An 18,062-nucleotide genomic window follows, 5' to 3' on the forward strand; every position below is an offset into this window, starting at 1 on the left:
CGATGGTATCCAAATTCGCAATTCGTAATTCGTAATTTGTAATTCTCATTATTGTATTTTATTGAATTTCAACGGCATGCCTGGTTTCAGCTGGAGGATACCGGTGGTTACCACGGTATCTCCCGGTTTCAGTCCGCTGGTGATCTGTACGCTGCTTTCGGTGCGGATGCCTGTTTCCACGACTACGAATTTGGCTTTGCCGCTATCGGCCACAATTACTTTTTTATCACGGGTACCGGGGATGACTGCCTGGGAAGGTATCATGAGGGCTTCCGGCAGGTTGCGCAGGGTGATTTTCACTTTGGCGAAGGAGCCGGGGAACAGGACGCCGTGGTTGTTGGGTATAATGGCCCTGAGTTTGACGGTGCGGGTGGTCAGGTCAATTTTCGGGTCGATGGCGTAGATGCTGCCTTTGTACTCGTTGTTGTCGCCGGCCACGAGGAAATTGACCTGGTCACCGTTTTTGATGACGTTACGGTATTTTTCCGCCACGGCGAAGTCCATTTTAAGCGGATCTATCTGTTGCAGGGTGGTGATAATGGTAGCGGAGGAAACGATAGCGCCTTCGCTGACATTGCGGAGGCCCAGTTTGCCGCTGAACGGAGCGCGGAGCTCGGTTTTCTGCAGTTGGGTCTGGGTGTATTCGATATCTGCACCGAAGGCGCTGACCTGGTTGCGGGTCACATCTACGTCCTGGCGGCTGATACCGTTTATTTTGAGCAGGTTTTCCTGGCGTTCGAGGGTGGTTTTAGCCAGTTGCTGCTGTAATCTGAGTTTTTGCAGTTGAGCGCGGAGGTCTTCGTCGTACAGTTTCACGAGGAGGTCTCCTTTTTTCACGTTGGTGCCTTCTTTAAAATAGAGGTGTGTGATGCGGCCGTTGATTTCCGGCTTTACTTCCACTTCCTCGTTGCTTTGTAGCGTTCCGCTTGCTTCAATGGCCTGGTCGAGGGTAGAAGTTTTTACAATCCAGGCGTCCGTCAGGGGCTGTCTGGCGCTGGCGCCTTTAGCGGCGGCGCCATTGGAGGCGGCGGTGGCTTCCTTTTTACCGGTTATTTTTTTGTAAGCCAGGAAGAGCACGATACCGACAGCTACCAATATAATAATGGAGCGGACTGTTTTTTTGGTGTTGGGCATGTTAATGAGCCTTTTTGCGATTCGCTTTTAGTGTTAAATGACCGAAGGAGCCCCCGTGGGCTATTTTATTATTTAGAAATTTGGTTATTGAAGAACCCATGAAATGGTCAAATGTTTAAATAACCGAATAACCAGATAGTGGTGGCTTCCCATAAGCCGGACAAATTTAATAAATGGGGATTGTGTATGTATGGTGCAACTGTTAAATAGCGTTAAGGCGTTAGATAAGTGGTGAAAAAGCGGGTTAAATGGATATTAAAATGGGCTGACTGCGGGGATAATTGAATAATTGGCTATTTTAGGACGGGCCTGCTGCTGTTTTTCCCGGGAGCGGAAGGGCATACCCGAATGGGTATACGGGAGGGGTGAAAAAGGGGAATATGAGGCTTCCAAAAGGGGGGTATGACAGAAAATCTTTAATTAACAAAGTACAAAATATGGTTACTGTATTGGGTTTGGCGGGATTGCCCTAAGTGGCAGGGGGTTAAAATTCGGGCTATCTGTTGGCAATTCAATAAAAATTATATTTTTGCAGTCAAGTTTTAAACCAAAAACACTTAAAATTATGTCAGACATTGCATCAAGAGTTAAAAAGATCATCATTGACAAATTGGGCGTTGACGAAGCCGAGGTAACTCCTGAAGCCTCCTTCACCAACGACTTAGGCGCTGACTCTTTGGATACGGTAGAACTGATTATGGAATTCGAAAAAGAATTCAACATCTCCATTCCTGACGAACAAGCTGAAACTATTACTACTGTTGGCCAGGCAGTTGCTTACCTGGAAGAACATGTAAAATAATCCTACTAATCAGAATTGTTTTAATGCAACCAAGACGAGTTGTCGTTACAGGTTTAGGCGCTCTTACACCGCTCGGCAATTCCGTAGCTGAATTTTGGCACGGATTGGCGAACGGTGTATCCGGCGCGGATTACATCCGTCAATTTGACGCTTCCAAGTTCAAAACCCGTTTTGCTTGTGAACTGAAGAATTTCGACCCTACCAACTACCTGGATAAAAAGGAGGCCCGTAAGATGGACCCCTTTACACAGACAGCGGTGATATCCGCAGATCAGGCTATACAGGACGCCAATATCAGCAAAGACAAGATCAATCTGGATCGTGCCGGCGTGATATGGGGTACCGGTGTTGGTGGGATGATCAACTTCAGCCATGAGCTGAAAGAATTTCATACCGGAGACGGGACTCCCCGTTTCAGCCCATTCCTGATCACCAGGCTTATCCTTGACATTGCTGCTGGTTCTATTTCTATCCGCCACGGCTTCAGGGGGCCTAATTTCTCTGTTGTATCTGCTTGCGCATCCGCTACCAATGCTATCATTGAAGCTATGTACAGCATCCGTTACGGTAAAACCGACCTCGTGGTTACCGGCGGTTCGGAGAATGTGATCAACGAGCCTTGTGTGGGCGGTTTCAACGCCATGAAGGCTCTGTCTGAGAGAAACGATGACCCTAAAACGGCTTCCCGGCCTTTCGACCTCGACCGTGACGGTTTTGTGATGGGAGAAGGTGCAGGCGCGCTGGTACTGGAGTCATTGGACCATGCGTTGGAAAGAGGGGCAAAAATTTATGCAGAGCTGGCCGGCGGAGGCGCTACTGCGGATGCCCATCATATTACCGCCCCTCATCCGGAAGGACTGGGTGCGATGAACGTGATGCGGCAGGCATTGGCAGATTCCGGTTTACAGGCAACTGATATTGATTATATCAATGTACATGGTACTTCTACCCCACTTGGTGATATCGCGGAAGTAAAGGCTATTCAGAAAGTGTTTGGTGAACATGCTTATGACCTCAACATCAGCTCCACCAAATCCATGACTGGCCACCTGCTCGGTGCTGCCGGCGCTATTGAATCCATCGCCAGCATCATGTCTATCATCAACGGTATCGTACCTCCTACGATTAACCATTTTACCGACGATCCTCAGCTGGACCCGAAATTAAATTTTACCTTTAACACCGCACAACACAGAGAAGTGAGAGCCGCATTATCCAATACCTTCGGTTTTGGAGGTCATAATGCCTCTGTTATTTTCAAAAAATTTGTTCCTTGATCTTTTGATGGTGTGAAATTACTGCCAGGATTTTTATATCGACTCGTATCCAAGAAGCGGCACTTGTACAAAGAGCTCACCAGCCTGTTGGGATTCCCGCCAGGTAACTTTGCCCTGTATGAGATAGCCCTTAGCCACCGCTCAAGCAAAGAGAAGTTCCTCGAAAGCAACGAGCGGCTGGAATACCTTGGCGATGCCATCCTGGGAGCGATCGTGGGCGACTACCTCTTCAAAAAATATCCCTATAAAACAGAAGGATATCTTACCGAGATGCGCTCAAAAATCGTGAACCGCCAGCAACTCAATGATATCGCTATCAAAATGGGGCTGCGGAAACTCACCATCTACGACAAGTACAACAGCTTCCTGAAGATCAGCCAGATCTTCGGTAACACCCTCGAAGCCCTCGTTGGCGCGGTATACCTCGACCGCGGGTATAATAAAACCCAACAGTTTGTCCATAAACGTATCCTCATGCCGTATATCGATATGGACATGCTGGAAAGCGTGGAAATGAACCACAAAAACAAGTTGTACGGCTGGGCCAATAAAAACGGCAAAGTCCTCGAGTTTGAACTGCTCGATGAACAAATGGACAACGGCCGGCGCATTTTTACCGTAGGCGCTGTAGTAGACGGTGAACTGATTTGCACCGGTAAAGCCTTCAATAAAAAAGACGCCAGCCAGATTGCCGCCCAACAGGCTATCCTGCAACTGGGCCTGTCAGACTGATATTTCTCCCCCGCTTATTTTACAGGATGCCGCAGGATGGTCTTCAGCCGCTCCGGCGCTGTTTTCCTGAAATCAGACAGGTAAATTTCATGGTGCCTGCCATTCATCTGCAATCCATGCTGGTGCATGAACGCGTCCATCTGTTGCAGTGACGCGGGTTCTTCACTGAACGGCCCGACGTGCATCATCTGTACGGACTTCCCCTCTTCGATTGTTTTAAGGTCCACATTTCTGAACAGGAGCGACTGCTTCTTTTTCTCAGCGGAGAGCACTGCGGCCGACAGCTGTTGCCGGGTAACGTAGTCGGGCATACGAATAGCCAGCTCATACATCCATTCGCTGCGGGGTACCTGTAACGGATCTATGGAGGTGTCTTTCACCCACCAGAAGCCTTCCAGCTTGCTGACGGTGAAATCTTCGCCGGCATTTTTACATTGGGCTTTGATACCATAGGCCACGGTGTAAAGCGCGCCGGTATTTTCGGCGAAGCTTTCCCCGTTGGGATCGCCCTGGCCGTTGATGGTCAGGAACAATCCCTTTTCGATAACAGCCAGGTGCGGTTTGGCGGCGGCTGTATAATAGCTTTTAAAAGCTTTGGTGAGGTCCAGTTTAGTCATATCCGTTAGGTTGAGTGTATAATCAAGTTTAAATCCTGTCAGTAATAACAGTGCCCAGCCAAGGGCATTCCTGTATTTCATGTTATCATGGTTTTATAACACCGATCTGGACGTTGGTGATATTCTGATCGGGCTGATTGAAGTCATATTGGAAATATTGCTCCCGGTTATAACCACTCATTTGAATACCCAGTACCTGCATGGCGCCTATCAGTTTACCGTAGGTGTCGCCCAGTTTATCCCATGCGCCTTCATGTGTAGCACTGATACAATCGAAGGCTGGCAGTGTTTCACATTTGTAGGGCGCCGGTACGGGGGCGGGGGCCGTCACCGGCAGGCCGATGTCCAGGCGGAAGATGGTGTCGGGATTGCCGTCAAACTGATGATAGTGCCATTGTACCGGGCCGGACACTTCCAGTCCTGCGCCGACGGCCTGCCGGTACATTTCCAGCGTGGCCGTCCGCACCAGCGGCAGCATGCCGGCCATATTTACTTCATAGCTGCGGTAAAAGAAAGGGAGCGGCGGCACATGGCTGAATTTCAGGGTAGCGCCGGCGGTATCGAAGAAGCCGAACCAGAAAGCCAGCTCTTTTTTGTCGAGCAGCCCGAGGGCGGTATAGATCTCTTTGGTGAAAGGCACCATGGCGGTACCGGCGGCGGTGATCAGGTTTCCACCTGTGACGGCGGGCTGATTAATGTAATGGGCGGCGCCTTTATAGGCGGGGGCCATCATTTGCAATACCTGTGCATCGTTGCCGGTGTGGGGCACCTGGTCCAGCAGCCCGTGGTTACCGAGGAAAGCGGTAGCGTCGCAGATAGCGGCCAGCAACTGTCCGCTGTCCAGCTGTTTCCGGAGCAGGGGCAGCAGGGCCTCGTGTTCGCTGCTGCTGGCGATGGTAGTGCCTCCGGGGATGATCAGCAGGTCAATGTCAGCTGCTATGGCTTGCTCCAGGCTTTGCTGCGGCTGTACGCTTACATTACCGCCGGAGGTAACCGGCCGGCCGTCCAGTGAAAACGGCACCACGCGGATGTCGGTAAAGTTGTTCAGTCCGAAGATGGCCAGTGCCGGTTCCCAGTCGGAGTAGCCGTTATACACATATACATAGCAGTTGCATTGCGCTTTCATATTGTTCATTTTAATTACAATACAAAGCAAAGCACGGGGTGTGACAACCCTATGTCAGGAGAAACTAATTTATTTGGTTATTTGGTCATTTTATTATTTAAATAGCCAAATAACCCAATAACCAAATAACTAAATGAGATAATGGTCTTTGAGTTCGGTGACCAGCTCCCGCATGGTGTCTTTGAGCGCCTGTGGCTCCAGTACGGTTACGCCATTGCCATACATGATGAGGTAACGGCCGAGGTAATGCACGCCGGACGTCAGGAAAGTCAGTTCCACCTGTTCATCCCTGGTTACTTCATCCATCAGGCCGAAGTAATAGAGCTGATTGCGCATATAGCGGCGGAGGTCTTTATTGATTAATATCTTCACCAGCAGCGTTTTCTCCGGGGCTGAGCTGCGGCGCTGCTCCAGGTATTCCTGCAGGGATATACGTTTATCTTTTTTATAATAGGTAGATGTCAGGCTGAGTTTACGGATACGGTCTACCCGGAAGTCGCGGTAGCCCTGCCGGAGGCGGCACCAGGCGATCAGGTGCCAGTTGCTGCCATCATGGAAGATGCCGATGGGCTCTGCTTCCCGCCGGGTGGCTACTTCTTCCTGGAATGAAAAGTACTCCATGTTGACTACCTGTTGGTGCCCTAATGCATGCTGCAGCTCAGACAGGAACCGGTTAGGGAAATTATTCTCTTCCACCGGCCCATAGCTCCGCTGTACTACGATGTTTTCATCAAGGGACTCAAGGAAATCTTTTTCAGATCCGCGGAGCACCGACCTGATTTTTTCCATGGCGAAGCCGAACTGCTTCCTGCTGGAGTGGTCGCTGAACTGCTCCATGAGCTTACCTCCTGTCAACAGTGCCCCTGCCTCCTCCTTGGAGAACATAACGGGTGGCAGGTGATAGCCGTCCACAATATAATAGCCGGTGCCTGCTTCGGCCCCAATAGGCACGCCGGCTTCCTGTAAGGCTTTAACATCGCGGTATACGGTACGCAGACTGATGTTGAACCGCTCGGATATTTCGGCGGCTTTTACTATTTTTTTGCCCTGTAACTGGATCAGGATGGCAGTTAGCCTGTCGATACGGTTCATGAAATTGCCAGGTTGAGACCTCTAATTTCGGTCGCTGAAAATTATTTTTTATTTTTTTTTGTGCTGCATTAAACTTTGGGGTGATTAAACTGTCTTTAATACGGAACAAATCTTCGGAAAATAGTTAAGTGGTTGATTTTTAGTGTTGTATGAATTTCCGGAGATTCACAAACACGATGCTACAGTACAGAATATAGGTTAAATGGTAAGCCCCTGCAATTTCTTGCGGGGGCCTATTTTTTTTAAAAACCGCCGGGATGACGATGATTATGACTGATTTTCCTGACAGGCGGAGACAAAAGCGAAGAGATAAATAAATAATATTTGATATAAGATAACAGAAGCCCCCGCTGGACTATCAGCGGGGGCTTCCTTTTTATTTAGCCCTAACGGATGTTCGCGGGGTATTAATAACTCATATCCGTCAGTTTCACCTTGCCACGGAAAGTCCAGAAAACAAAAGTACTGTAGGCGATTACCAGCGGCGTTCCAACCGCCGCTATCAGCAACATGATCCTTAACGATTTATTGGAGGAGGCTGCCTGGTAAATACTGATGCTGTAAGCCGGGTCTGTGGTAGACAGGACAATATTGGGATATAATCCCACGGCAAACAGGATCAGCAGGCAGGAGGTGATAATACAGGAATAGAAGAATGCGGTAAAGTACTTCCGGGCGTCGATGTTCCGTTTGATGTTCAGCAAAATAAACACGGCCACCATCGGCAGCAGAAACAGCTGCGGATGATTTTTAAACTGATGGGTCATGTGCGGAATGTATATCAGTGTAGCCATCGACGTTAGAATAAAGCACAGGATGAAGAATTTACTGCAATTGTTTACCATCACGGTCAGCTTGGCGTAGAGACGGTTTTCGGTCTTCATCACCAGGTAGATAGCGCCGTGGAGCATAAACAGTGACAGGGTGGTGAAAGCGATCAGGATTGCATAAGGATTGAAGAATGTCCACAGGTTACCGGTAAACTCATGTTCCTTATTGATGGGCAGCCCGTGGATAAGATTGCCCAGCACCAGTCCCAGCAGCAGTGTAATGGCAGTGCTGGACACGGTATAGGAGATGTCCCACATCTTACGCCACCACGGCCACGGCTCTTTACTGCGGAACTCTATGGAGATGGCCCTGAAAATGAGCGCCACCAGGAACAGCATGAAGGGGATATAGAAAGTGGAGAATATGACGCCGTATACCAGCGGAAAGCCTGCAAACAGCGCGCCGCCGGCGATCACCAGCCATACTTCGTTACCGTCCCATACAGGGCCGATAGCGTTGAGCGCCAGCCGCCGGCTTTCTTCCTTATTAAAAAACAGGTGTAGTGAGCCGGCGCCGAGATCAAAACCATCGAGCACGCCGTAACCCGTGATCAGTCCGCCGATCACTAAAAACCACCAGGTGGGAAGGTCCAGTCCGAGAATTGTTTCCATGCAACTGTATTTTAAGAAGGAAGATTTGCCAGGTTATTAGGATAGTACTGATCGTGATCGTCGTCGTCCTTGCTGCCTGCTACGTCCGGTCCATGCTGAATTTTTCGGTTCAGCAGGTACAGGAACAATGCAAAGAGCAACATGTATACCAGCGTAAATAATATCAGCGAAAACATCACCTGGTCTGCCGTTACTTTTTTAGAGAGGGCGTCAGACGTGCGCAGTAGTTTATATACCACCCAGGGCTGCCGGCCTACCTCCGCGGCATACCAGCCCACCTGGTTGGCGATCTGCGGCAGCAATACCGCCCATGCAAATATGATCATCAGCCATCGTTGCTGAAACAGTTTCTTTCTCCATAGTAATATCAAAGCCAGCAGGGTGAGGCCAATCAACGCCATGCCGATGGAGATCATGATATGGTATGTCTGGAAGACGAAGTTGACCGCACCTGGCCTGTCCTGCGGCGGCGTGGCGCGCAGGCCTTCCACCGGCGCGTTGAAGCTGCCATGCGTAAGGAAAGAAAGGCCTCCCGGAATTTTAATGCCGGTGGTCTTCTGCTCTTTGTTATTGACCCAGCCGATGAGGTACATATCTGCCACCGCCAGGCTATCATAATGGCCTTCCATGGCGGCCAGCTTGGCCGGCTGGTATTTGCTGACATAATGCGCGGAACGGTGTCCTGTGAAGAGCTGTGCCAGCGCGGCAATTACAGCGACGGACAGGCCGACTTTAAACATGGCCCGCGCATGTTCCACAAAACGTTTTTTCAGGATGTACCACGCTCCAACGCTCATCACGAGGAAAGCTCCTGCGAGGAAAGCGCCGATGATCACGTGGGCATAACGGTCCATGCTGGAAGGGTTGTTGACCATCTCCCAAAAGTCAGTCACCACGGCCCTTGCCCCCAGATCATGCCCTTCTATGCGGTAGCCCGCCGGTGTTTGCTGCCAGGAGTTGGCAATTACGATCCATAAGGCCGACAGGGCGGAGCCAACGGCTACCATGATGGTGGAGAAATAATGCACAGCTTTGTGTACACGGTCCCATCCAAACAGCAGCACCCCCAGGAACGCGGATTCCATGGCAAACGCGAAGATCCCTTCCGCCGCCAGCGCACTTCCGAAGATGTCGCCCACGTAGTGCGAATAGGTGGCCCAGTTGGTACCAAATTCAAATTCCATCACAATTCCGGTAGCGACGCCTATGCCAAATATCAGCGCGAAGATCTTGATCCAGAACTTCGTGATTTCTTTGTACAACAGTTTTCCTGTTTTCAGGTATAACCCTTCCATGATCACCAAACACAATCCCAGCCCGATACTCAGCGGGGGATAGATATAGTGGAATGCAATGGTAAAGGCAAACTGTATCCTGGATAATATTTCAACGGAAGGCATAATTATCGGTTATGGTCACAAAGTTAGGAGCTGCTTCAATCTGCCAAGCTGATGTTTATCATGTATGTATAAATATATAATATTTTATCACGCAAAGGCGCAAAGCAGCAAAGAACGCAAAGAATTAGTTAGAATCATAAGAACGCAAAGGGGCGGAGATCAAATTTTGATCTCCGCCCCTTTGTTTTCTCTGCTCGCTTATATTTTATTCTTTGCGTTCTTTGCTGCTTTGCGCCTTTGCGTGAACTACGCTTCCATGGTTTCGAACTCTTTCTTCCTTTCCCTGTATTCTTCCATGGTGAAGTTATACACCACGGAATCGCGTTTGTTTTTGTTGGATACGAAGTGACAGGCATGAATATACGGCTCTGCGATATTCAGTTTGTCCAATGGTGTTACCACCAGCAGCTGGAGGTTGAGCTGGCCGCAATATTCCATGAGGTAATGGCTTTTTTCCGGGTCCAGTTTGCTGAAGGCCTCATCCACGGTGATAAAGCGCAGGCTGCGGTGCTGGCGGTTGGCCTCGTTGATGCCGAACTGGTAGGCGATGGCGGCGCCCAGGATGGTATAGGTGAACTGGGCTTTCTCTCCACCGGAAAGGCTGGCGGTATCCTCGTAGTATTTAAACGCTTTGTTATCGGCCACATAGTACTCTTTGGCGCCGAAGTCGAGCCAGTTGCGGACATCCGTTACTTTCCGGCGCCATGCTTCATTTTGCTGCAGCTCGGTGATCAGTACCTTGATGTTTTCGAAGAGCTGTTCGCCGTAGGCTTCGTCTTTCTCCAGGTGGTACTTCATGGAGTCCGGCACGGCGCCGCTTAGTTTCTCTTTGAAGTTGCGGATCTCCACGTCTTTCACATGGCGGCATTCCAGCTGGAGGTAGGTGTCCGGGTTTTTGTTGAAGGTGATGTTGCGGAGCGGTTCGTTGAGATCATCCATCACTTCGCGGATCAGGTCTTCCTGACCGTATATCCATGCCCGGTAGTTGGTGATAGCGTTGAGCATGCTTGTGTCCATATATTTACGGAAACGTTCCTTGTGCTCGATGAGGCGCTGGTATTTGATATTTTCGTACAGCGACGTGAATTCGTCGAGGTATCTGACATGCGGTTGCAGGTCGCTGACGTCGCCGAGCCATTCGGGATAGGCATCATGGATGGCTTTGGACGGCATTACGAATGCCGACAGCTGCCGGGTGATTTCTGCTTCTTTTTCGGCCGACTGGCGCATGGCGTCGTGCAGGGTCGCTTTCAGGTTATCGTCTGCCCGTTTGCGGTAGGAAGCCAGTTCAGCGGTGGTTTCGGCCGGTTCGGTGAGCGACAGGTCGGAGAGGTATTCCAGCACGTATTGCAGGGAGACGTCGTCCAGCTTATTTACTTTCAGTTGGTTGAAATGCCGCAGTTTTTCGGCGGCTTTATCATCGATACGGCCTTTTTCCTGCAGGGCTCTTTCTTTCTCTTTCTCTTTTTCCTGTATCTGGGCGATGACTTCGTCGAGCTGATCGCAGATCGCCTGGTATTTATCGCTGGTTTTCAGCAGCTGTGCTTTTTCCCGGGCAAAAGATTCGATGACGCCGGCATGTGTCTGCCAGTTGATCTCGCTATAGTTGCGGAGCGAGAGAAAAGCGTTCAGCAGGGTATTGACGGTGGTGATGGCCTTGCGGCTGTTTTCCAGCTGGGAGATGCTGTGCTGCAGCGTTTCGATGTTGGCACTGCATTCGTCCTGCTCTGCTTTGAGTAACCGCAGTTTGTTTTTGTTGTTCCAGCCGAGCACATAGTTGTTCTGTTGTGAGCGGTTGGGGCGGTCGTCTTTCTCGTGGCGTGTAGCCTGCCGCGTTAGTCCGTTGGAGGTAACGGCTTTGCGCGATTTGTTAAACACGGCCATGTCGTCGGTGCAGGTATAGTCAAACTGGTCCAGCAGCTGGTTTTGCAGCCATTCTTTGAAGATGGTGCCGGGTTTGATTTCTATCTTCTGCAGGAGGCTGTCCTTTTCGGAAGGCATCCTGAGCATGGTATAGTTTTCATCTTCCACTTTATGGTAGACGAGGCGTGTTTGCAGGTTGTTGGAGTTGATGTATTTGTTGATGTCCATAATGTACTCTTCCGGCACCAGCAGGCGCAGGCCGAAGTTATGGAGTACTTTTTCAATGGCGTTTTCCCAGCGGCTTTCACTGTCTTTCACGCGTATCAGTTCACCTACGAAAGGCAGGTCGTCTTCCTGCACGTCCAGCATCTCTGCCAGTTGCTGCCGGATGCGTACCAATTCGTAAGGGATGTTGTTTTTACGGTTGAGGAAGGATTCGATCTCTTCTTCCAGCCGTGTGATCTGTGCTCTTTCGGCGGTGAGGCTGCTCTTGTAGTGGAACATTTCTTCCTGCAGCGTTTCCAGTTGTTTATCGTGTGCGCCTTTCAGTTGTTCGGCGCCGGAGATATTTTCGTGGAACTGCTGTTCGTCCGGATTGGGGGCCAGCTCCAGGCGGTCGGCGAGCATGTTGTACTCCTCCATTTTGTTACGTTTGCCTTCGAGGGCTTTCTGCTCGTAGTGGATGGATTTTTCGATGGAGCGCAGCTGCTCATCGACGCTGTTATTGGCTTTTTGGGCAATCAGCTCGTCTTTGCGCAGGTTCATGGTCTGCAGGTGCTCATTGATACCGGTGAGGATGGTCGCTGTTTTTTGCTGGTCTTTTTGCAGTGCTTCCAGTTCCTTTTCGAGGATATCTTTTTCCTGTTTGTTGAACCATGCCGGCAGTATGTCCTGCAGCATCTGCAGTTCGCGGTTGCGGTCCTGCAGTTCCTGCCAGGCGGTTTTATTGGCGATGATGGGCTCCAGCATTTTGAGCTGGGTTTCATCTTTCTGGATGGCGCGGTGGCTGGACAGGAGGCTGTCGTAGTTTTCGCGCAGTTTCAGGAATTCACCTTCTGCGTCGGTTTCTTCGAGCATCTGGCTGCGGATGAAGGTATTGAGGTCGCCCAGTACCTTGATGCCGACGGTCTGGTTGAAGAGCGACAGGGCTTTTTCGCTGCGCAGGCCGAAGATATTGCTGAAGAGGGCGGCGTATTCCTTGAAGCTGTCGGTGATTTCTGTTTTCGGGTATTCGAGGCGGAGTTTCTTTTTCCAGTCGCCTTTCATATCGAATTTACCTGCGCCGAAGTGGTCGTTGATATTGAGTTTGTGGGGGGAAACGATGAATTGTCTTTTCAGTTCCCCGGAGTACCAGCGTACCTGCGCCAGCGTGATCTGGTGCATGGTGGCGGCGTTGTAGAAGTAGGCCAGCAGTACGGAGTACGGGTTGTTTTCCTTGTGGCGGAGCTGTTCTGTTTTGGATTGCAGCGAGTCTTCGGAGAAGGTTTTGCCATAATATCCCCAGAAGTAGGATTCTTCGCCGCGGTCCTTGCGCTGGTCCGTACCGGACGACTGGTTATAGAAGCGTTTGCCGGCCGGCACGAGCAGTGTCAGCAGGGCATCTATCAGGGTGGTTTTGCCGCTACCGTTGGCGCCTGTCAGCAGGGAGGTTTGACCGTTGGTATTGACGCGGTATATTTTATTATGGAACGTGCCCCAGTTGTATATTTCAAGATATTGTAACCGGAACCCGCTTTCTTTGGAATCACTGTTGAACAGGGTTGACATGCAATTTCAGTTTTGATTTGATTTCTTCCAGTTTTTCGTTGTTGACCAGTGCTTTGATCACCCTTTTTACCTCGTATTGATGCAGTTCCTTGTTGGCAGCATCTTCGCGGGTAGCTTTAAGGATACCGATGTTCAGCAGGCTGTTGATGGGTTTGTTCAGGTCTTTGAGCAGTTTGGATTTGTTGTTCCGCTCTTTGAAGAAGAGGGCGAGCCTTTCCTTGATTTCCTTTTGTGTCATGAACAGCCGGGTACCGTTGCCTTTGATGTCAAATTCATCGAGGGCTTCGCGGAGTACGATGCAGAGCAGCGTGGCTTCGTAGGTGAGCCTGGTTTTACGCATCAGGCGTGGCAGGGGTTTTTCGCCGGAGGTATCGTCTGCTTCGGGTTGCAGGATACGGGCGAAGCCGTCGCTTTCGTTGATGATGAGTTGCAGTCCTACCTGGTTCAGGTATTTGCTGAGTTCTGTCTGCCAGCCCAGCAGGTCTTTCCAGTAAGCTTTGTCTTCTTCGTACACGGGACCCTGCATGAGTTTGAGGAACACGTGCGCAAAGGGAGAAATATTGTTATCGGCCATGTTTCGTTTTAGTTTTGAGAGTTTGTGAACAGCACCATCGGCATATTGATGACGCGGTTGCCCAGGGATACCGGATCAGGTGTTTCCAGTATGATGTGGCTGGATGACTGGCTGGCGATAGAGAAATAGGTGATGAGCTCTGTCAGCCCTTTCTCGGTGCCATAGATATCTACCAGTTCCTTCAAACTGATCTGTTTTTTGTTTTGTAATTGGGTACTGATGCGGTCCTCGAGGAGGGCGCGGTCGATGTTGAAGTGATTGAACAGCGCGTCCATATCGGCATCGGAGAAGTCGTTGCCGCCGATGCCTTCGGGGAATTCCACGTCGGGGTGTGTTTTTTTGTCGTCAGCCATCTCCCAGCGGTCGAGCATATCTATTTCCGGGTCGCTTTCTATGTCGATATAGAATTCTTCTCCGGGTACGTTGTCCAGCGTCTGGAAGGCCAGCTGGCGGATATCGTTGATGAGCTCCATGGCTTTCCGGTGATCGGTGAGGTTTTTCTCACTAAGGACGCGGCTGAGTTTATCGCTCAGTTTTTTGTTGGCGTCGATCACTTTTTTGCCGGAGGCGTGGAGGAACTGTTTCAGTTTCTTGAGGAAGCGGTCGTTTTTGTAGTCGATGTTCCGTTCCTCGAGCAGGTTATAGAGCTTTTCGATAAGCTCCCGCATTTCTTCCTGTTTGGTTTCGTCCATAAGGAACTGCCAGAAGGAGTAAAAGCTTTTCCCCTGGTCTTTCTGGCGGAGGGCTTCGAAAGAGTCGAGAGTATAGGCCAGGAGGGCGCCTTTGGCGATATCGCGTTCGCTTTGTTTGCGGTATATCTCCTGGGTGATCTGTTCGAAATTCTGTTCCACCTCCTTGAAATCGCTGAGGAGTTCTCTGGACATGCGGTTTACATCATAGCACCGTTCTTTGATCTGGGTGTCGTCAAACACCTGTACTTTTCCGGTGATGGTGATGCTTTTGATCTCCTGTTCTATTTCGAATTTTTTTCTTTCCAGTTCCTGGATACGTTGTTTGGGGTCTTTATTGCTTTGGTCCACCAGTTCCTTCAGTTTGGAAAAGATGTCTTTAAAGCGGCTTTCAGTGCCCACAAATTCCCTTTTCTGGAGGGTGGATACCCAGTGCATCACTTTTTCCATGTCGCTGCTGAGCTCATGGATATCGTTGCCGTCGTCGTCGGGATACTTCCGGAGGAAGCCTTTATTGCTCCATTGTTCCACATATTTCCGGGCCCGCTCGTCTTCGTTGTCGAGCAGACCGGTGGCGTCTATTTCGTCATCTGTGGCGCGGTAGCCGGTAGCCACGAGATAATCGGACAGACGGGTGACCAGTTCCACGTTGGGAATGGTGGTATGGTTTTTCTCCTTGAATGTTTGGTGAAAAAATGACAACATCATTGGCGCGCTACGTGCCCGGAGTATCTTTAGCGTGATGGACTGGGCATATAGATTACATAATTGATCATAAGTCATGCAGTAAAATTACGAATTACGAATTACGAATTACGAATTGGGGGCGTATTATTAGGCATTTTTTCGAATTTAGGCCCCGTAAGGACCCCAATTCGTAATTCGTATTTCGTAATTCGTAATTTCTTACATTATGTATAGCCCGTCAGCCTTGGGTTTGACGGGTTGGGGCACCGGTTCTTCACCCATCAGTTCTATCAGGTTGATTTCGATGGTGCGGGCGATGCTGTCGAGGGGGATGCCGAGGGGGTGGTATTCGAAGGGGTTCATCAGGGTGATGCCATTGAGGTGGGTGACATGGAACACGAAGCCGAACACCCATCCGAAGAGGATGGACCAGGCGCCGATGGATTCGGTCATCATGAGGGTGTTCATGATCACGTAGAACCAGATGAACAGCCGGGTGAAGTATACGTAGCTGGGCGGGAAGACGGTATTTTTGATGCGCTCAGACTTGCCCATTTCGTCGCAGTGTTTGACCAGCATGTCGTTGAGTTCGAGGAAGGCAAAGCCGTCTACCACGCCGGTGTTGCGGAGCTGCTGCAGGTCGGCCGACTGGAGGTTGAGCAGGGCGTTGGGAATATTCTGCTGCTGCTGTACATAGTCGATTTCTTCTTTGGTGAGGTAGCGGGTGTAGTAGTCGTCGGGGAGTTTCCGGAGGTTGGTTTTCAGGGCGTATACGAAAGAGAGGTGGCGGTAGATCATGTGGCGGACAAAAGTCTGTTGTTCCTGGTCGCCGTCGGTCTGTGTGTAGTAGAGCAGACTTCTGGCCCAGGAACGGGAGTCGTTGACGAGGGCCCCCAGATCATGCGGGCCTCCCACCAGCGGTCGTAGGCCTGGTTGTTATTGAAGCCGATAAAAAAGGCGATAGCGGTACCCAGTACGGCCGATACGGCCACGGGAATGGTTATATGGTCCGAGAGCCAGTATTTATCGCCAAAATAAACAATGGTGCAACAAAGCAGCAACATCAGGTCGACCTTCCAGGTAAAGGTAAAGATCTGCGCTAAGGAGAGGCGGTGTTTCAGCAGCATATGTCTGATTTATTTCTTCAGCAATTTATCCTTTAAAATGGTATTCATCACGCTGTCTTTGAGTCCCCTGGAAACCGCTACCGAGGCTTGTCCCATGATGATCCTGTTGCCTTCGATGCTGGTGATTTTCCGGGTGTTGATGATATACGATTTGTGGGTTTGAACAAATTCCGGACCGGTTATGTTCTCCGCCACCGCTTTCAGGGTGGCATGTGTCAGGTACCGTCCGTGGGTGGTATGGATATATACGTAGTTTTCCATCGCCTCTATAAAGATAATGTCTTCCAGCAGTATGCGCACCAATTTTTCTCCGGTTTTGATATAGATGTCTCTTTCCGCCACAGGGGCTGTTATTGACGGGGAAAGCACTTCCCGGGCACGGTTGGCGGCTTTGAGGAAACGTTCGAACGGGATGGGTTTCATCAGGTAATCGATGGCGTCCAGCTCGAAACCTTTGAGGGCGTATTGTTCGTAGGCGGTGGTAAAGATCACTTTGGGCGGATGGGCTAGGCTTTCCAGCAGTTCTACCCCGGTGATGTAGGGCATTTCTACGTCGAGGAACAGCAGGTCGGCCGGCTGTTGCCGGAGGAGGTTGTTCAGTGACAGGGCGTCTTCGCAGACGCCTGCCAGGGAGAGGAAGTCTATTTTTTCCACGTATCCGGCCAGTCCTTTGCGGGCTACAGGTTCATCGTCGGTGATAATACAGCTGATTTTCATAAAGCTATTTTTAGGTCTGCCGAATAATTCTCTCCGCTGTTGCAGAAGGCCAGGTCATGTTTCCCCGGGTAGAGAAGGGCCAGGCGCCGGCGCAGGTTCTCCAGCCCGATGCCGCCTTTTTTCTGTTTCATTTCTATGGCGGGGATGGCGTTGCTGACATGAAATACCAGCCAGTCGTTTTGCAGGCTGGCGTTGATATTGATCCAGTATTCGCCACCGGCGTATTTGAATGCGTTTTCCACCAGGGGTAATAACAATAACGGGTATACGCTTTGTTTGTTCAGCCGGGGATCAATTTCCACGGTCAGCCGCAGGTGTTCGTTCATGCGGCTCCGTTGCAGGTCGATATAAGATTGCAGGTACTGTAGCTCTTTTCCCACGGCTACAGTTTGCTGGTGATCGTACAGCTGGTAGCGTAGCAGTTCGGAGAGTTTTTCCACGGTATGTTTGGCAGTGCCTACGCTTTCGTCCATCTGGAAATACACCGTATTGAGGGCATTGAAGAGGAAATGGGGATGGAACTGGGCTTTGAGGAAGCGCAGCTCTGTCTGGAGCTGGTCGTTGCTGATTTTTTCCAGCAGCAGCTGCTGCTCGTAACTTTTCCGCAGCGAGGCGTTGGCGCGTTTGATCACATAGTACAGCAGGTAAAACAACGTGGGTATCAGGGTGAGATTGATCACGTCGTAGAGCTGGCATCCTCTTTCTCCGGTGAAGTGCTGGATCGGCAGGATGATACCGTCGGTAAAGGTGATGATCACCGCCGCCACCACCAGGTACTCCCTGATGACGGGGCCGGGCTTCGGCTGCCGTTGATAGTATTGCAGCAGGCAGTTCAGCATCCAGACGTAGATATAGCCGGTGAAGAGCAGCACGCCTTCGATCGCCGTTTCCTGCCAGGGCCGCTCCCAGAAACGGAAACCGGTGAGAACGGCGTTGATCAGGCGCATGCTGACATAGATAACTAAGGCGTATAAAACGGGGAAAATGTATTTGCGCCAGAACTGTTCCATCCGGAT

The 18,062-nt window shown here is 50.4% G+C and carries 14 protein-coding genes and 1 pseudogene; 3 read left to right on the top strand and 12 right to left on the bottom strand.

The window, feature by feature from the left end; translation table 11 throughout:
* Positions 1 to 48: 48 nt before the first annotated feature.
* The gene (locus HF324_RS02810; protein ID WP_168861879.1) at positions 49 to 1,134 is read right to left on the bottom strand and encodes an efflux RND transporter periplasmic adaptor subunit; all 1,086 of its coding nucleotides are present in this window, start codon (positions 1,132 to 1,134) and stop codon (positions 49 to 51) included.
* Positions 1,135 to 1,699: 565 nt separating this feature from the next.
* Between HF324_RS02810 and HF324_RS02815 the strand changes: the two genes are divergently transcribed.
* The 3 genes from HF324_RS02815 (at position 1,700) to rnc (ending at position 3,945) form a co-directional block, all read left to right on the top strand.
* The gene (locus tag HF324_RS02815; protein WP_012788038.1) at positions 1,700 to 1,936 is read left to right on the top strand and encodes an acyl carrier protein; all 237 of its coding nucleotides are present in this window, start codon (positions 1,700 to 1,702) and stop codon (positions 1,934 to 1,936) included.
* Between the two features lie 23 nt (positions 1,937 to 1,959).
* Positions 1,960 to 3,213, top strand: coding sequence for a beta-ketoacyl-ACP synthase II (fabF, locus tag HF324_RS02820; protein WP_168809300.1), 1,254 nt, complete (start codon positions 1,960 to 1,962; stop codon positions 3,211 to 3,213).
* Between the two features lie 63 nt (positions 3,214 to 3,276).
* On the top strand, positions 3,277 to 3,945 hold the full coding sequence (gene rnc, locus HF324_RS02825; protein WP_246269392.1) for a ribonuclease III: 669 nt from the start codon (positions 3,277 to 3,279) through the stop codon (positions 3,943 to 3,945).
* A 14-nt stretch (positions 3,946 to 3,959) separates the two neighbouring features.
* On the opposite strand, the gene HF324_RS02830 is transcribed toward rnc, so the two are convergent.
* The 11 genes and pseudogenes from HF324_RS02830 to HF324_RS02880 all read right to left on the bottom strand — a co-directional run bounded on the left by HF324_RS02830 (position 3,960) and on the right by HF324_RS02880 (position 18,056).
* Positions 3,960 to 4,643, bottom strand: a complete 684-nt coding sequence (locus HF324_RS02830; RefSeq protein WP_246269394.1) for a GyrI-like domain-containing protein — start codon at positions 4,641 to 4,643, stop codon at positions 3,960 to 3,962.
* Between the two features lie 4 nt (positions 4,644 to 4,647).
* Positions 4,648 to 5,688, bottom strand: a complete 1,041-nt coding sequence (locus tag HF324_RS02835) for a DJ-1/PfpI family protein (protein ID WP_168861880.1) — start codon at positions 5,686 to 5,688, stop codon at positions 4,648 to 4,650.
* 129 nt (positions 5,689 to 5,817) lie between these two features.
* Positions 5,818 to 6,780 carry a helix-turn-helix transcriptional regulator gene (locus HF324_RS02840; protein ID WP_168809307.1) on the bottom strand — a complete coding sequence of 321 codons (963 nt, stop codon included), beginning with the start codon at positions 6,778 to 6,780 and terminating at the stop codon, positions 5,818 to 5,820.
* Positions 6,781 to 7,187: 407 nt separating this feature from the next.
* Positions 7,188 to 8,222, bottom strand: coding sequence for a cytochrome d ubiquinol oxidase subunit II (gene cydB / locus HF324_RS02845; protein ID WP_168809309.1), 1,035 nt, complete (start codon positions 8,220 to 8,222; stop codon positions 7,188 to 7,190).
* Between the two features lie 11 nt (positions 8,223 to 8,233).
* Entirely contained in the window at positions 8,234 to 9,622 is a 1,389-nt protein-coding gene (locus HF324_RS02850) for a cytochrome ubiquinol oxidase subunit I (protein WP_168809311.1), read from the bottom strand.
* A gap of 246 nt (positions 9,623 to 9,868) precedes the next feature.
* The gene (locus tag HF324_RS02855; protein WP_168809313.1) at positions 9,869 to 13,252 is read right to left on the bottom strand and encodes an ATP-binding protein; all 3,384 of its coding nucleotides are present in this window, start codon (positions 13,250 to 13,252) and stop codon (positions 9,869 to 9,871) included.
* Complete coding sequence (locus HF324_RS02860) at positions 13,230 to 13,826, bottom strand: DUF4194 domain-containing protein (protein WP_168809315.1); 597 nt, start codon at positions 13,824 to 13,826, stop codon at positions 13,230 to 13,232. Before HF324_RS02860 ends, HF324_RS02855 begins: the two co-directional genes overlap by 23 nt.
* Before the next feature lie 8 nt (positions 13,827 to 13,834).
* A complete protein-coding gene (locus HF324_RS02865) occupies positions 13,835 to 15,298 on the bottom strand; it encodes a DUF3375 domain-containing protein (protein ID WP_168809317.1) in 1,464 nt (487 codons plus the stop codon).
* A 123-nt stretch (positions 15,299 to 15,421) separates the two neighbouring features.
* Positions 15,422 to 16,329: pseudogene (locus HF324_RS02870) on the bottom strand (bestrophin family protein).
* A 9-nt stretch (positions 16,330 to 16,338) separates the two neighbouring features.
* Positions 16,339 to 17,046, bottom strand: coding sequence for a LytR/AlgR family response regulator transcription factor (locus HF324_RS02875; protein WP_168809321.1), 708 nt, complete (start codon positions 17,044 to 17,046; stop codon positions 16,339 to 16,341).
* Entirely contained in the window at positions 17,043 to 18,056 is a 1,014-nt protein-coding gene (locus HF324_RS02880; protein WP_168809323.1) for a sensor histidine kinase, read from the bottom strand. The genes HF324_RS02875 and HF324_RS02880 overlap by 4 nt, the downstream gene beginning before the upstream one ends.
* Between the last annotated feature and the right edge of the window lie 6 nt (positions 18,057 to 18,062).

Source organism: Chitinophaga oryzae, from assembly GCF_012516375.2.
GTDB lineage: Bacteria > Bacteroidota > Bacteroidia > Chitinophagales > Chitinophagaceae > Chitinophaga > Chitinophaga oryzae.